The sequence below is a fragment of the Streptomyces sp. NPDC003456 genome (genome assembly GCF_042878735.1).
Lineage (GTDB): Bacteria > Actinomycetota > Actinomycetes > Streptomycetales > Streptomycetaceae > Streptomyces.
Genome location: NZ_JBIAOK010000006.1, coordinates 376,754 through 392,429 on the forward strand (window position 1 = coordinate 376,754; position 15,676 = coordinate 392,429).

Annotated in this window: 12 protein-coding genes and 1 tRNA gene; 9 read left to right on the top strand and 4 right to left on the bottom strand. The window is 72.4% G+C overall.

The annotated features are described in order from the left end of the window. Positions 1–164: 164 nt before the first annotated feature. Both ACFYWG_RS26055 and ACFYWG_RS26060 read right to left on the bottom strand, forming a co-directional pair. Entirely contained in the window at positions 165–824 is a 660-nt protein-coding gene (locus tag ACFYWG_RS26055; RefSeq protein WP_385412124.1) for a response regulator, read from the bottom strand. After that, positions 814–2,058, bottom strand: coding sequence for a sensor histidine kinase (locus ACFYWG_RS26060; RefSeq protein ID WP_389203987.1), 1,245 nt, complete (start codon positions 2,056–2,058; stop codon positions 814–816). Before ACFYWG_RS26060 ends, ACFYWG_RS26055 begins: the two co-directional genes overlap by 11 nt. Positions 2,059–2,241: 183 nt before the next feature. Here ACFYWG_RS26060 and ACFYWG_RS26065 point away from each other — a divergent pair, with 183 nt between their 5' ends. From ACFYWG_RS26065 to ACFYWG_RS26075, 3 genes are all read left to right on the top strand, one after another. Then, positions 2,242–3,051 carry an ABC transporter ATP-binding protein gene (locus ACFYWG_RS26065; RefSeq protein ID WP_389203887.1) on the top strand — a complete coding sequence of 270 codons (810 nt, stop codon included), beginning with the start codon at positions 2,242–2,244 and terminating at the stop codon, positions 3,049–3,051. Then, complete coding sequence (locus tag ACFYWG_RS26070; RefSeq protein WP_389203888.1) at positions 3,045–5,222, top strand: FtsX-like permease family protein; 2,178 nt, start codon at positions 3,045–3,047, stop codon at positions 5,220–5,222. Before ACFYWG_RS26065 ends, ACFYWG_RS26070 begins: the two co-directional genes overlap by 7 nt. A 73-nt stretch (positions 5,223–5,295) precedes the next feature. Continuing rightward, complete coding sequence (locus tag ACFYWG_RS26075; protein WP_376326425.1) at positions 5,296–5,829, top strand: winged helix-turn-helix transcriptional regulator; 534 nt, start codon at positions 5,296–5,298, stop codon at positions 5,827–5,829. Between the two features lie 170 nt (positions 5,830–5,999). On the opposite strand, the gene ACFYWG_RS26080 is transcribed toward ACFYWG_RS26075, so the two are convergent. Further along, positions 6,000–6,083 (bottom strand) — tRNA-Leu (locus ACFYWG_RS26080). Positions 6,084–6,554: 471 nt separating this feature from the next. Between ACFYWG_RS26080 and ACFYWG_RS26085 the strand changes: the two genes are divergently transcribed. From ACFYWG_RS26085 to pknB, 6 genes are all read left to right on the top strand, one after another. Further along, positions 6,555–7,421: an FhaA domain-containing protein gene (locus ACFYWG_RS26085; protein WP_383504074.1), complete on the top strand. Its 867-nt coding sequence runs from the start codon at positions 6,555–6,557 to the stop codon at positions 7,419–7,421. A gap of 10 nt (positions 7,422–7,431) precedes the next feature. After that, positions 7,432–7,941 carry an FHA domain-containing protein gene (locus ACFYWG_RS26090; RefSeq protein WP_376325636.1) on the top strand — a complete coding sequence of 170 codons (510 nt, stop codon included), beginning with the start codon at positions 7,432–7,434 and terminating at the stop codon, positions 7,939–7,941. 140 nt (positions 7,942–8,081) lie between these two features. Continuing rightward, complete coding sequence (locus tag ACFYWG_RS26095) at positions 8,082–9,641, top strand: Stp1/IreP family PP2C-type Ser/Thr phosphatase (protein WP_376325990.1); 1,560 nt, start codon at positions 8,082–8,084, stop codon at positions 9,639–9,641. Positions 9,642–9,668: 27 nt separating this feature from the next. After that, positions 9,669–11,126 carry an FtsW/RodA/SpoVE family cell cycle protein gene (locus ACFYWG_RS26100; RefSeq protein ID WP_376325638.1) on the top strand — a complete coding sequence of 486 codons (1,458 nt, stop codon included), beginning with the start codon at positions 9,669–9,671 and terminating at the stop codon, positions 11,124–11,126. Then, positions 11,123–12,601, top strand: a complete 1,479-nt coding sequence (locus ACFYWG_RS26105) for a peptidoglycan D,D-transpeptidase FtsI family protein (RefSeq protein ID WP_389203889.1) — start codon at positions 11,123–11,125, stop codon at positions 12,599–12,601. The genes ACFYWG_RS26100 and ACFYWG_RS26105 overlap by 4 nt, the downstream gene beginning before the upstream one ends. A gap of 168 nt (positions 12,602–12,769) precedes the next feature. Then, positions 12,770–14,794, top strand: coding sequence for a Stk1 family PASTA domain-containing Ser/Thr kinase (gene pknB / locus ACFYWG_RS26110; RefSeq protein ID WP_385411660.1), 2,025 nt, complete (start codon positions 12,770–12,772; stop codon positions 14,792–14,794). 132 nt (positions 14,795–14,926) lie between these two features. Here pknB and ACFYWG_RS26115 read toward each other — a convergent pair whose 3' ends face one another. Then, positions 14,927–15,676: a class E sortase gene (locus tag ACFYWG_RS26115; protein WP_383511516.1), complete on the bottom strand. Its 750-nt coding sequence runs from the start codon at positions 15,674–15,676 to the stop codon at positions 14,927–14,929.

Consider the following 15,676-nt stretch of genomic DNA (forward strand, 5'->3'; position numbering starts at 1 on the left):
CGTCCCGCATGTTTCGGCCATTGCTTCACGCGTTGTCGGCCACGGGCAGGGCGCTGGGTGGGCAGCCGGCCTCGGACACGGCCCGTTCCGCGGGCGTGGGACGGCGGGGGCGAACGGGCCCCGGGCCGTCCGTTGCCCGGGCACGACGACAGCCCCGGGCCGTCCTACGCCCGCAGATAGGCCAGGACCGCCAGCACCCGGCGATGGGTGTCGTCCGCCGGGGGCAGGTCCAGTTTGGTGAGGATGCCGGAGATGTGCTTGCCCACGGCCGCCTCGGAGACCACCAGCCGGCGCGCCACGGCACCGTTGGAGTGGCCCTCCGCGACCAGCGCCAGCACCTCGCGCTCGCGCGGGGTGAGCCGCTCCAGCGGGTCGCGGCGGCGCCGCAGCAACTGCCGTACGACCTCGGGGTCGACGACCGTGCCGCCGTCGGCCACCTTGCCGAGCGCCTCGACGAACTCCTCGACCTGGCCGACCCGGTCCTTGAGCAGGTAGCCGACGCCCGTGCCGTCGCCGGTGTCCAGCAGCTCGGCGGCGTAGCGGTGCTGCACGTACTGGCTGAGCACCAGCAGGGGCAGCCCGGGCCTCTCCCGGCGCAGCCGCACGGCCGCGTGCAGGCCCTCGTCCTGGAAGCCGGGCGGCATCCGCACGTCGGTGACGACCACGTCGGGGTCGTGCTCCGCGACGGCGGCGACGAGCGCCTGCGCGTCCCCGACGGCCGCGACGACCCGGTGCCCGCAGCGGTCGAGCAGCCCGACGAGCCCGTCGCGCAGCAGCACGCTGTCCTCGGCCAGGACGACCCGCAAGGGCCGCTCAACGCGCAGGCTCACCGGGGATCTCCACGTGCAGCAGGGTCGGCCCGCCGGGCGGGCTGGACAGGGAGAGTGTGCCATCGAGCACCGACACCCGGTCGGCGAGCCCGGTCAGCCCGCCGCCGTCCCGGGCCCGTGCCCCGCCGCGTCCGTCGTCGCGTATCCGCAGGGTCAGCCGTCCGTCGCGGTAACCGCCGCTCACCTCCGCCCGGCTCGCCCCGCTGTGCCTCGCGACGTTGGCGAGCGCCTCGCACACCACGAAGTACGCGGCGGCCTCGACGGCCTGGGAGAACCGCCCGGGCAGCTCCAGACCGACGTCCACCGGCACGGCCGACCGGTCGGCCGCGTCGGCGACGGCCGCCTCCAGGCCGAAGTCGGCGAGGACCTGGGGGTGGATGCCCCGGATCAGCTCGCGCAGTTCGGCCAGGGCCTGTCCGGCCTCCTGGTGCGCCCGGGCGAGCTGGTCGGCGAGCGGGCCCGGCGGGGCGTCGAGCCGGGCCAGGCCGAGCGTCATCGTCAGGGCGACCAGCCGCTGCTGCGCCCCGTCGTGCAGATCGCGCTCGATGCGCCGCCGCTCCGCCTCGAAGGCGTCCACCAACCGCACCCGGGACCGGGTCAGTTCGACCACCCTGGCCCCGAGCCCGGCCTCCCGCGGAGCGACCAGCAGCCGGGCCAACCCCGCACGCGCCCCGGCCGCCGCGCCCAGCGGAAAGGCCCCCGCCGCGAGCAGGACCAGACCCGCCGCGGCCCAGCCGGCAGCGGCCGTCCAGTCGGTGACGAGCCACACCTTCAGCACCTTCGCCTCGCCCGTCACGGCCAGGAGCAGCGGGGTCGCGGCCACGGACAGCGGCAGCAGCAGGAAGACGGCGAGGGCGAACGCGTCGACCGGCCACAGCACGCCCGCGAACAGCAGGGCGTGGCCCAGCTCGCGCCAGGTCGTCCGCTCGCGCAGCCGGGCCGACAGCCAGGCCCGCAGCCCGGGCCGGCCGGGAGGCTCGTGCGGGTCCCGCGCGGGCTCCGCGTCGGCCAGCCGCAGCCGGTACCGCTCCAGGGCCGCCACCGGCACACCGGCCAGGGCCGCGCCGAGCAGCAGCGGCAGCCCGACCAGCACGACCGCCAGCACCCCGCCGGCCACCAGCGAGGTCACCAGGCACACGAGCACCACCGCGCCGAGCACCGCGCCCGTCAGCAGGTAGGCGGCCGACCGCCACGGCCACGCCGAGAGCAGGTAGCCGGGGCGGGACATGGCCTGCCAGACGTTGCGAGGGTGCATGGGGATCACCGTAGGAGCCGGTCGCGGCGGCGGCCATGGCCCTGGCCGGAGCGCCGGGGGTATGCCTGGCCCCACCCCGGGTGTGGGCCCCGCCGCACTGCGCCGGCCCCCTCCGGCCCGGTTTCGTGGGAACGACACCGACACCAGGGGGTTCCCATGGCGCACGACGCCGTCCGGCTCGACTCCGTCACCAGGACGTACGGGCCGGTGACCGCACTCGGCGGGGTCTCGCTCGCGTTCCCGGCCGGGTCCTTCACCGCCGTCATGGGGCCCTCGGGCTCCGGCAAGTCCACGCTGCTGCAGTGCGCAGCCGGACTGGACCGGCCCACGTCGGGCTCGGTCACCGTCGGCGGGACCGAGCTGACCGGCCTGAGCGAACGCCGGCTGACCCTGCTGCGCCGCGAGCGCGTCGGGTTCGTCTTCCAGGCGTTCAACCTGCTGCCCTCCCTGACCGCCGAGCAGAACGTGGCCCTGCCGCTGCGCCTGGCCGGCCTACGCGTCGGGAGGGACCGGGTGCGTGAGGCCCTGCGGCAGGTCGGTCTCGCCGACCGGGCCGGGCACCGGCCGGCCCAGCTCTCCGGCGGCCAGCAGCAACGCGTCGCCCTCGCCCGGGCGTTGACGACCCGGCCCGACGTGCTGTTCGCCGACGAGCCGACCGGGGCCCTGGACACGCGCACCGGCCGCGAGGTGCTCGCGCTGCTGCGCGCCCTGGCCGACCGCGAGGGCATGACGATCGTGATGGTCACCCACGACCCGGTCGCCGCCGCGTCCGCCGACCGCGTCGTCGTGCTCGTCGACGGCCGTGTCAGCGAGGACCTGACCGGCGCCGACGCCACCACCCTCGCCCCCCGCACGACCCACCCCGGGAGCCCTGCCGTGCTGAGCCTCGCCGTCACCACCGCCATCGCCCCCCGTACGCCCCGCCCGGAGCCCCGCACGACCCACCCGGGAGCCCGCCCGTGCTGAGCACGACCCTGCGCATGCTGCGCGCCCACCGGTCCGTCTTCACCGGCAGCTTCGTCGCGCTCGCGCTGGGCGTGGCCCTGCTCACCGTGACGGGGTCGGCCCTGGCCGCCTCCCTGTCCGCCGCGCCCGACCGCGCACCGGCCGCCTCCGTCGTCGTCCAGGCCCGCGACACCCTGGCCGTACCGACCCCGGCCGGGGTCCGCACGGCCCGCCTCGCCCACCCCCGCCCGATCCCGCCCGCCACCGTGGCCGAGCTGCGCGCGCTGGGCCCGGTGCGGATCGACGGGCGGCCCCGCCCGTCCCACGTCCTGCGCCTGGAGACCGACGCCGACCCCGCGGCCGTACGGAGGATCGTGGGCGGCGCGGCCCGGGTCCTCACCGGGGACGCGCGCCGGCTCGGCGACCCCGCGCGCGAGCGCGACCGCGAGGCGCTCACCGCCCTCCACGCCCTGTTCGGCACCGCCGGAGGCGTGACCGCGTTCGTGTCGGTCTTCGTCGTGGCGTCCACGTTCGCCTTCGCGGTCACGCAACGGCGCCGCGAGTTCGCCCTGTTGCGCACCGCCGGCGCCACCCCGGGCCAGATCCGCCGCGGCGTCCTGGCCGAGGCCCTGGCCGTGGGTGTCCTCGCCTCGGCCACCGGCTGCGCCCTGGGCGCCTGGGCGGCACCGCGCCTGGTCGCCCGGGCCGTCGAGGAGGACCTGGCTCCCGCCTGGTTCACCCTCGGCACCCACACCTGGCCGTACCACGCGGCCTTCTGGACCGGTCTCCTCGTGGCCCTGGCCGGGGCGGCGGCGGCCTCCTGGCGGGCCGGCCGCATCACGCCCGCCGAGGCCCTGCGCGAGGCGTCGGCCGACACCGGCGGCCTCACCCGCGGCCGTCTGCTGTGCGGCGCGGCCCTCCTCCTCGCTTCCGTGGTGACCCTGGCCCTCGCGCTGGGCACCGACCCGGGCGACCTCCTCCACCGCAAGACCTACGTGAGCCGGCCGATGCTGCTGATCTCCGCGGCCGCCCTGCTCTCACCGCTCCTCCTGCGGCCCCTGACCCGCCTGCTCACCGCACTGCCCGGCGTCAGCGCCCTGCTGGTCCGCGAGAGCACGGCCTCCGCGGGGCGCCGCAGTGCCGCGCTGGCCGCCCCGGTCCTGGTCACGGTCGCCCTCGCCGGCTGCCTGCTCGGCACCACCGCGACCCTGAACCGGGCCGGGGCGGACGAGGCGCGTGCGCGGACCACCGCCGCGTTCGTCGTGCTGCCCGGCGGCCGGGCGGGCTTCGACGAGGCGACCCTGCGCAGGCTGCGGCAGGTGCCGGGCACCGTGGTGGCGCCCTCCTCCGCGACAGCCGTGCACGTCCTGGAGGACGGCGTGGCCCTGATCCGCTCCGAAGCCCGGGCCACGGCCCCGGGCGCCCTGGCCGCGACGTCGCGCCTGCCGCTGACCGCCGGTTCGGTGAGCGCCCTCGACGACGACTCGATCATCGTCAACGAGGAGTGGCAGCGGCACCGGGTCGGCGACCGCGTCACGGTCTGGCTGGGCGACGGCACCCGGCGGACCCTGCGGATCGCCGCGGTCATGCCCACCGGCACCGGCGACCACGGCGTCCATGTCACCCCGCGCAACGCCCCCGGCGCCCCGGTCGACCGGGTCGACGTGGCACTGGCCCGGGGCGCGGACGCCGGGGCCGTGTCCACCGCCCTGCACCGCGCCGCCGGCACCGACCGGGTCCTCACCCGGGAGGCCTGGCTGCGCGAGACCCGGCCCGGCACCGACCGCACCACCCGGCTCGGCCTCCTCCTGGTCCTCGGCCTCGCCCTGCTGTACACCGGCATCTCCGTGGCGAACACCACGGCCATGGCGGCGTCCGGCCGGCTCCGCGACCTCACGGTGCTGCGGCTGGCCGGGGCCACCCGGTGGCAGGTGCTGAAGGTGACCGGTGCCGAGTCCCTCACGGTCGTGGCCGCGGGCGCCCTGCTCGGCCTGCTGGTCACCGCCGTCCACCTGGCCGGTCTGTGGGGCGCCCTGGCACTGCTGTCCGCCCCGCCCGCCGTCGCCCTGCCGTGGCGGGCCCTGGGCGTGACGGTGACCGCGTGCGCCGCCCTGGCCGTGGCCTCGGCGCTGATCCCCGCGGCGGCGGCGCTGCGCCGCCGCCCGGCCGACCTGGCGGGCGTGCGGGAGTGACGCCCCGGCCCCCGGCCGTCCCTCGGATCTCATCATGAGACCCACCGGGGACCGGCCTCCTACAGTGGGGCGCATGAGACGGACCTCGTTCGACGGCTGGCCCTGCTCCATCGCCCGCACCGCCGACCTCCTGGGCGACGCCTGGACGCTGCTGATCCTGCGCGAGGTCTTCTACGGCGAGTCCCGCTTCGACGGGTTCATCGGCACGCTCGGCATCGCCCGCAACACCCTCACCGACCGGCTGCGGCGCCTGGAGGCGCAGGGGTTGCTGCACCGCCGGGCCTACCAGGCCGAGCCGGTCCGCCACGAGTACCTGCTGACCGACAAGGGCCGCGACTTCTTCGGGGTCCTGGCCGCGCTCGGCGCCTGGGGCGACCGCTGGCTGGCCGGCGAGGAGGGCGTCCCGGTGGTCCTGCACCACACGTCCTGCGGTCACGACACCGAGGCCCGGGTCGTCTGCTCCTCCTGCGGGGACCCCCTGGACCACCGGGACCTCACCGCCCGCACCGGCCCGGGCTACCCGGCCCGCCTCCTGGACGACCCCGCCGTCCAGGACCGCTTCGCCCCGGGCCGCACCCTGGGCCAGGCCCGCCCCGGGCGGCCCTGAGACCTTCCTCACACGGCAACGGATCGCGGTACGGCTTCCGAACGAGGATCGCGGTACGGCTCCGAACGAGGCCCCGATCCCCGCGAGGGGACCGCCACGACGAGAGGACCGTCACACCCCACGAAAACGACGAACGGGCGGCATCTGATCGATGCCGCCCGTTCCGACGGTGCGCGAGGGGGGAGTTGAACCCCCACGCCCTTGCGGGCACTGGAACCTGAATCCAGCGCGTCTGCCTATTCCGCCACCCGCGCATTGGGTGTGTCCTGGGCTCCGTCCTTTTCGGGCCGGCGCCTTCCGACACCCAGAACATTAGCACGCTGGAGAGGGTGGGTTCACATCCCTTTCCGTCGCAGGCGGGGACGGTGCCAGACATCGATGTCCCTGCCACGTATCAGCGCGAACCTGTTCACGTATCAACCTCGTACCGGTACCCCGGGTCTCCCCAGGAGGGGGTCCGAGTCCACAGCCGGGTGCGGGACACTGGTCTCCCGCCGCCTCTACGATCCATGGCAGGAGTACCCCGGGCGGTTGCGCGCACCAGTACTCCAGCAGGAGTTCGAAGAGGAGCTCCACAGGGAACTTCGTCATGCGTCGACACCTGTCGGCGGGGCCGACAGGGGGAACCAGCCGATCGACCGGCGCGTGGATACGATCAGTAAGCAGTACCAGGCAAGTGGCCCGCAGGGCGGTACACAGGACGGCAGCGACGGAGGAGGTGCCCCATGGGAGTCCTGAAGAAGTTCGAGCAGCGTCTCGAAGGTCTGGTCAACGGCACCTTCGCCAAGGTCTTCAAGTCCGAGGTCCAGCCCGTGGAGATCGCGGGCGCGCTGCAGCGCGAGTGCGACAACAACGCCACCATCTGGAACCGCGACCGGACGGTCGTCCCCAACGACTTCATCGTGGAGCTGAGCACGCCGGACTTCGAGCGGCTCAGCCCCTACTCCGGGCAGCTCGGCGACGAGCTCGCCGGCATGGTGCGCGACTACGCCAAGCAGCAGCGCTACACCTTCATGGGCCCGATCAAGGTGCACCTGGAGAAGGCGGACGACCTGGACACCGGTCTGTACCGGGTGCGCAGCCGTACGCTCGCCTCCTCCAGCAGCCAGCAGGGCGGCCCGGGAGCCGGCGGCGCGCCCGCCGGTCCGCAGGGCGCGCGTCCGGGCGGCTACGGCTACCCGCCGGCCGCCTCGCCCGCCGGCGCCCCGCCCATGCCGGCCGCGCCGCCCCCCGGCGGTCGCCCCGGCGGGTACGGCTATCCGCAGCCCGCGGGCGGCCAGCGGCCCCCTGCCGCCCCGGCCGCCGGCGGACGCACCCGCCACTGGATCGAGATCAACGGCACCCGCCATCAGATCTCCCGCCCGACGCTGGTGCTGGGTCGCAGCACCGAAGCCGACGTGCGGATCGACGACCCCGGCGTCTCGCGCCGGCACTGCGAGATCCGGACCGGAACGCCCTCGACGATCCAGGATCTCGGATCCACCAACGGCATCGTGGTGGACGGGCAGCACACCACCCGCGCTACGCTCCGCGACGGCTCGCGGATCGTCGTGGGCAGCACCACCGTTATCTATAGGCAAGCCGAAGGGTGAAGCGGGGGCAATGTCAGAGCTGACCCTCACGGTCATGCGGCTGGGGTTCCTGGCCGTTCTGTGGCTGTTCGTGATCGTGGCCGTGCAGGTCATCCGGAGCGACCTGTTCGGTACGCGGGTCACCCAGCGCGGATCGCGCCGCGAAGCCGGGCGGCAGCAGCAGGCCGCCCGGCAGGCGCCGCCGCCGCAGCGCCAGCAGTCCACGGGCGGCCGGCGCGGCCGCAACGCCCCCACCAAGCTCGTCGTGACCGAGGGCACCCTCACCGGCACGACGGTCGCCCTCCAGGGGCAGACCATCACCCTGGGCCGGGCGCACGACTCGACGATCGTGCTGGACGACGACTACGCCTCCAGCCGGCATGCCAGGATCTACCCGGACCGCGACGGCCAGTGGATCGTCGAGGACCTCGGCTCCACCAACGGCACGTACCTGGACCGGACGCGGCTGACGACTCCCACACCGATCGCGCCGGGCGCGCCGATCCGCATCGGCAAGACCGTCATCGAGCTGCGGAAGTAGTGCTACATCATGGATAGGCGCGAGCGGAGCGAGCACGCAGCGGCGGGCCCCACCCCGGCCCCCGGCGCGCTCCCGACCGGAGGGTGGGCAGTGTGGCTCGACACGACCGGCTGTACCCGGAGCCGACGGGCGAGGTGCGCATGAGTCTGTCACTGCGCTTCGCCGCCGGATCGCACAAGGGCATGATCCGGGAGGGCAACGAGGACTCCGGATACGCCGGCCCGCGCCTGCTCGCCATCGCCGACGGCATGGGCGGCGCCGCCGCCGGCGAGGTCGCCTCCTCCGAGGCCATCTCCACCATCGTCGCCCTCGACGACGACGTGCCCGGCTCCGACGTCCTCACCTCGCTCGGCACGGCGGTGCAGCGCGCCAACGACCAGCTGCGCTCGATGGTCGAGGACGACCCGCAGCTGGAGGGCATGGGCACCACCCTGACCGCCCTGCTGTGGACGGGCCAGCGCCTCGGCCTGGTGCACGTCGGCGACTCGCGCGCGTACCTGCTGCGCGACGGCGTGCTGACGCAGATCACCCAGGACCACACCTGGGTGCAGCGCCTGGTCGACGAGGGCCGCATCACCGAGGAAGAGGCCACCACGCACCCGCAGCGCTCGCTGCTGATGCGCGCGCTCGGCTCCGGCGACCACGTGGAACCGGACCTGTCCATCCGCGAGGTGCGCGCCGGCGACCGCTACCTGATCTGCTCCGACGGCCTGTCCGGCGTGGTGTCCCACCAGACGCTGGAGGACACGCTCGCCAGCTACCAGGGCCCGCAGGAGACCGTCCAGAACCTGATCGAGCTGGCGCTGCGCGGCGGCGGGCCCGACAACATCACGGTCATCGTCGCCGACGTGCTGGACCTGGACACCGGTGACACCCTCGCCGGGCAGCTGTCCGACACCCCGGTGGTGGTCGGCGCCGTCGCGGAGAACCAGCACCAGCTGCACGACAACGGCATCATGCAGACCCCCGCCGGCCGCGCCTCCGGCCTCGGCCGCCAGGGCCGCGGACACGGCGGAGGCGGCGAGTTCGGCCCGCCCGGCTCGGGCGACACCACCGGCTACATCCCGGCCGCCGGGTTCGACTACGGCGACGGCGACTTCGACAAGCCCCGCAGGAAGGGCCGCTGGCTCAAGAGGTCCTTCTACATCGCCCTGGCCCTCGCCGTCGTCGGCGGCGGCCTGTACGGCGGCTGGCGCTGGACCCAGACGCAGTACTACGTCGGTGCCGAGGACGAGCACGTCGCGCTGTACCGGGGCATCAGCCAGGACCTGGCCTGGGTGTCGCTGTCGAAGGTCGAGAAGGACCACCCCGAGATCGAACTCAAGTACCTGCCGCCCTACCAGCAGAAGCTGGTCAAGGCGACCATCGCCGAGGGCGACCTGAAGAAGGCCCGGGCGAAGATCCAGGAACTGTCGGTGCAGGCCTCCGCGTGCAAGAAGCAGGCGCAGCGGCGCGAAGCCGAGAGCCAGAAGAACGCCAAGACCGGTGAGGGCGAGGCCGGGGGCACCACGGGAACCACACCCGCCTCCTTCACGTCCAAGGCCACAGCCACACCGACGCCGAACCCGTCGAACCCCTCGGGCTCGCCGTCGGCGCCCTCGAAGTCCACGCCCCCGACCACGACCGCACCCACTCCCAGCCCCGGCCCCAGCCTCTCGGAGGAAGAGCAGAAGGTCGTCTCGCTGTGCGGTAAGCAGTAGGCAAGCCGTGAGAGGCCCCGTCACACGATGAGCAGTACGAATGCATCGCACTCGCCGACGCACCACACGTCCACGATCGGCGCGATCGGCGCCCCGAGCCGCCGCAACACCGAGCTGGCCCTGCTGGCGTTCGCCGTCGTCATCCCGGTGTTCGCCTACGCCAACGTCGGTCTGGCCATCAACGGCTCGGTGCCGCCCGGCCTGCTGAGCTACGGCCTCGGACTCGGCCTGCTCGCGGGCGTCGGCCACCTGGCCGTGCGGAAGTTCGCGCCGTACGCGGACCCGCTGATGCTGCCGCTGGCGACCCTGCTCAACGGCATCGGGCTCGTGGTCATCTGGCGGCTGGACCAGTCGAAGAAGCTCCAGGCGTCCAAGACGTTCGTCGAGGCGGCGCCCCGGCAGCTGCTGTACTCCGCGATGGGCGTGGCCCTGCTGGTGGCGGTGCTGATCTTCCTCAAGGACCACCGCGTCCTGCAGCGCTACACGTACATCTCCATGGCCGGTGCGCTGTTCCTGCTGATCCTGCCGCTGGTGCCGGGACTCGGCGCGAACATCTACGGCGCCAAGATCTGGATCAAGATCCCCGGCCTCGGCACGCTCCAGCCCGGTGAGTTCGCGAAGATCGTGCTGGCGGTCTTCTTCGCCGGCTATCTCATGGTCAAGAGAGACGCCCTGGCGCTGGCCAGCCGCCGCTTCATGGGGCTGTACCTGCCGCGCGGCCGCGACCTCGGCCCGATCCTCGTGGTGTGGGTGCTCTCGATCCTCATCCTGGTCTTCGAGACCGACCTCGGCACCTCGCTGCTGTTCTTCGGCATGTTCGTGATCATGCTGTACGTCGCCACCGAGCGGACCAGCTGGATCGTCTTCGGTCTGCTGATGTCCGCGGTCGGCGCGGTCAGCGTGGCGAGCTTCGAGCCGCACATCCAGACGCGTGTGCAGGCCTGGCTCGACCCGATGCGCGAGTTCGAGCTCTCCCGGGCCGGCGTCCAGGACGGCATCGTCCACTCCGAGCAGGCCATGCAGGCGCTGTGGGCCTTCGGTTCCGGCGGCACCCTGGGCACCGGCCTCGGCCAGGGCAACTCGGACCTCATCGGCTTCGCCGCCAACTCCGACTTCATCCTCGCCACCTTCGGCGAGGAGCTGGGCCTCGCCGGCGTCATGGCGATCCTGCTGCTGTACGGGCTGATCGTGGAGCGCGGCGTGCGCACCGCCCTCGCCGCCCGCGACCCGTTCGGCAAGCTGCTCGCCATCGGCCTGTCCGGTGCCTTCGCCCTCCAGGTCTTCGTCGTGGCCGGCGGTGTCATGGGCCTCATCCCGCTGACCGGTATGACGCTGCCCTTCGTGGCGTACGGCGGTTCGTCCGTGATCGCCAACTGGGCCCTGATCGGCATCCTGCTGCGCATCAGCGACACCGCCCGCCGCCCGGCCCCCGCCCCCGCCGCCAACCCCGACGTCGAGATGACCCAGGTGGTCCGCCCGTCATGAACAAGCCCCTGCGCCGGATCGCGATCTTCTGCGGCCTGCTGGTCCTGGCCCTGCTGATCCGCGACAACTGGATCCAGTACGTCCAGGCCGACGAGCTGCGGTCCGACAAGAACAACCGCCGCGTGACCATCGAGCGCTACGCCTCGCCCCGCGGCGACATCATCGTCGACGGCAAGCCGGTCACCGGCTCCGTCGAGACGTCGGGCAGCGACTTCAAGTTCAAGCGGACCTACAAGAACGGCCCCATGTGGGCGCCGGTCACCGGCTACGCCTCCCAGGCCTTCGGCGCGACCCAGCTGGAGTCCCTGGAGGACGGCATCCTCACCGGCAACGACGACCGGCTGTTCTTCCGCAACACCCTCGACATGCTCACCGGTGAGAAGCAGCAGGGCGGCAACGTCGTCACGACGCTGAACGCCGCCGCCCAGAAGGCCGCCTACAACGGGCTGAAGCGGCAGGGCGGCAAGGGCGCCGTCGTCGCCCTGGAGCCGTCGACCGGCAAGATCCTGGCCCTGGCCTCCTACCCGTCGTACGACCCGTCGTCCTTCGCCGGCAACTCCACGACGACGGACACCGAGGCCTGGCAGAAGCTGCAGAAGAAGAACAACACGAACGACCCGATGCTCAACCGGGCGCTGCGCGAGACCTACCCGCCCGGCTCCACCTTCAAGGTGGTCACCGCGGCCGCGGCCCTGGAGGACGGGCTCTACACGAGCGCCGACCAGAAGACGGACTCGCCGGACCCGTGGGTCATGACGGGCACCACCACCAAGCTGCCCAACGAGGGCAACATCCCCTGCAAGAACGCGTCCCTGCGCGTCGCCCTGCAGTACTCCTGCAACACCGTCTTCGGCAAGATCGGCGCCGACCTCGGCAACGAGAAGATGCTGAAGGAGGCCGAGGAGTTCGGCTTCGGCGAGGAGCAGTTCACGCCGGTCCGGGCCAACGCCTCGGTGTTCTCCGACGACATGAACCCCTCGCAGACGGCGCTGTCCTCCATCGGCCAGTTCAACACCGCCGCGACCCCGCTGCAGATGGCCATGGTGGCCTCGGCCGTCGCCAACGACGGCAAGCTGATGAAGCCGTACATGGTCGACGAGCTCCAGTCGTCCGGTGTCGACCCGATCGAGAAGACCGACCCGGAGGAGCTGAGCCAGCCGCTGTCGCCGGAGAACGCGCAGATCCTGCAGTCGATGATGGAGACCGTCGTCGACAAGGGCACCGGCTCCAACGCCAAGATCGACGGCGTCAAGGTGGGCGGCAAGACCGGTACCGCCCAGCACGGTGTGGACAACAGCGAGAACCCCTACGCGTGGTTCATCTCCTACGCCAAGGACGCCGACGACAACGCGCCGGTCGCGGTGGCGGTCGTCGTCGAGGACGACAACGCGGTGCGTGACGACATCTCCGGCGGCGGCCTCGCGGCCCCCATCGCGAAGAGCGTGATGGAGGCGGTCATCAACGGCAAGAAGTGACCCCGCTCACGTCTGCTTCACATCGGTGCACGTTGCGGTACCGGTCCGGTATCGGCTGACGGGCTTGGCCAGGTCACACAAATCGAGCCGGGTACGGTAGGCCCGGACGGCAGCCTCCGACCGCACACGCTTCCGGTCGGGACCGACGGAGAGGGCTGGTAGGTAGCTATGGAAGAGCCGCGTCGCCTCGGCGGCCGGTACGAACTGGGCCAGGTGCTCGGGCGTGGTGGCATGGCGGAGGTCTACCTCGCGCATGACACCCGCCTCGGCCGCACCGTGGCGGTGAAGACGCTGCGCGCCGATCTCGCGCGTGACCCTTCCTTCCAGGCCCGGTTCCGCCGGGAGGCCCAGTCGGCCGCCTCGCTCAACCATCCCGCGATCGTCGCGGTCTACGACACGGGCGAGGACTACATCGACAACGTGTCGATCCCGTACATCGTCATGGAGTACGTGGACGGCTCGACCCTCCGTGAGCTGCTGCACTCCGGCCGCAAGCTGCTGCCGGAACGCGCCATGGAGATGACGATCGGCATCCTCCAGGGCCTGGAGTACGCCCACCGCAGCGGCATCGTGCACCGCGACATCAAGCCCGCGAACGTCATGCTGACGCGCAACGGCCAGGTCAAGGTGATGGACTTCGGCATCGCCCGCGCCATGGGCGACTCCGGCATGACGATGACGCAGACGGCCGCGGTCATCGGCACCGCCCAGTACCTCTCCCCGGAGCAGGCCAAGGGCGAGCAGGTGGACGCCCGCTCGGACCTGTACTCCACGGGCTGCCTGCTCTACGAGCTGCTCACCGTCCGCCCGCCGTTCGTCGGCGACTCCCCGGTCGCGGTCGCGTACCAGCACGTGCGGGAGGAGCCCCAGGCCCCGTCGGTCTTCGACCCCGAGATCACGCCCGAGATGGACGCGATCGTGCTGAAGGCCCTGACGAAGGACCCCGACTACCGCTACCAGTCGGCCGACGAGATGCGCGCCGACATCGAGGCCTGCCTGGACGGCCAGCCCGTCGCCGCGGCCGCGGCCATGGGCTCGGTCGGCTACGGCGGCTACCCCGACGACCAGCCGACGACGGCCCTGCGCGCGGACTCCGGCGCGGCCGCCACCTCGATGCTGCCCCCGATGAACCCGGACGACGGCGGCTACGGCTACGACGACCGCCCCGACCGGCGCCGCAACCAGCAGCGCAAGTCCAGCACCTCGACGATCCTGCTGGTCGTGGCCGGCATCCTCGTCCTGGTCGGCGCGATCCTCATCGGGCGCTGGGCGTTCGGCGGCGACGGCGTGGCCAACGACACGGTCCCCGTCCCCAACCTGGTCGGGCAGAAGCTGGAGGACGCCAGGAGACTGGCGACCAACAGCGAGCTGGAACTGACCACGACGAACAAGCCCTGCGAGAAAGAGAGCAAGGGCAAGATCTGCTCGCAGGACCCGAAGCCGCCGGCCACGGTCAAGAAGAACTCCACGATCGAGGTCGTCGTCTCGACCGGCGCCCCGAAGGTGAGCGTCCCCAGCGTCACCGGCCTGAGCATCGACGAGGCCAAGGACAAGCTGGAGGGCGACAAGTACGCCTTCGAGGTCAAGACGGAGACCCGGACGTCCCCCGAGGACCCGGGCACGGTGCTGGAGCAGAACCCGACGACCGGCGAAGAGGTGGAGAAGGGGTCGACGATCACCCTCACCATCGCCAAGGCGGAGAAGAAGTCCACCGTCCCGGACGTGGTCGGCCAGAGCTGTGACGCGGCGAAGGCCCAGATGCAGGCCAACGACCTGGTCGGCAACTGCACCGAGCAGGAGACCGACGACCCCAACCAGGTCGGCAAGGTCATCTCCACCACCCCGCAGGCCAACCAGCAGGTCGACAAGAACTCGTCCGTGCAGATGGTGGTCGGCAAGGCCAAGAAGCAGGAGAAGGTGAAGGTGCCGGAGGTGCGGCTGCGGCCCCTGGGCCAGGCCAAGCAGATCCTGCAGCAGCAGGGCTTCACCAACATCCAGGTGTCCGGACCGCAGGACGACAACGCCATCGTCACGCAGCAGGACCCGCAGCCCGGCACCGACGTCGACAACCCCGGCGGCCAGACGATCACGCTGACGACGGCCGGTGGCGGCGGCGGGGGCAACAACGGCGGCGGTGACAACGGCGGAGGCGGCATCTTCGGCGGCATCACCGGCCGCGGCGAGGAAGACTGACCACCTCACCGAGCAGGTGAACGGCAAGCGCCCCGGCACTCCACGAGTGCCGGGGCGCTTCGCTGCCGGGCCGTCTCGGCGTCAGGCCCTCGCTGCCGGGCCCCTCCGGTTGCCGGGCTCTCTGCGCTCAGCTCAACGCAGTTCCTTCGGCGGGGTGCGTTCCCCGTCGACCTTCTCGACCCGCTCCAGCTCGCCCCACACGACGTACCGGTACGTGCTCGTGTACACCGGCGTGCACGTCGTCAGCGTGATGTAGCGGCCCGGCTTCTTCCTGCCGGACTCCTTGGGGACCGGGGCGAGGACCTGGACGTTGTACTTCGAGGTCTCGGGGAGGATGCCGTAGACCTTGTAGACGTACCACTTGTCCTTCGTCTCGAAGACGATCGGGTCGCCCTTCTCGATCTTGTCGATGTGGTGGAACTTGGCGCCGTGGCCGTCCCGGTGGGCGGCCAGCGAGAAGTTGCCGTTCTTGCCGGACATCGGCAGGGCCGCCTTGACGGGGTCCGTGTAGTAGCCGGCGACACCGTCGTTGAGGATCTTGTTCGTGGTGCCCTTCTCGACCAGCACCTCGCCCTTGGTCATCGTCGGCACGTGCAGGAAGCCGATGCCGTTCTTCGTGTCGAGCGCGCCGGGACCGCCCCTGCCGTGGGCCCAGTCGTCCCGGACCTGGTCGGCCTGCTTGCCGGCCGCGCGGTCGGCGACCACGTTCGTCCACCACAGCGAGTAGACGACGAACAGGCCGAGGAGCAGGCCCGCGGTGATGAGGAGCTCGCCGAAGAAGCTGACCACCATCCCGATCGGACCGGGACGGCGTCGTGCCGCGGGCGGCCGGGCCCCCCTGCCGGTGTGCTCTTCTGAACTCGTGTCGGTGGTCGCTGCCAC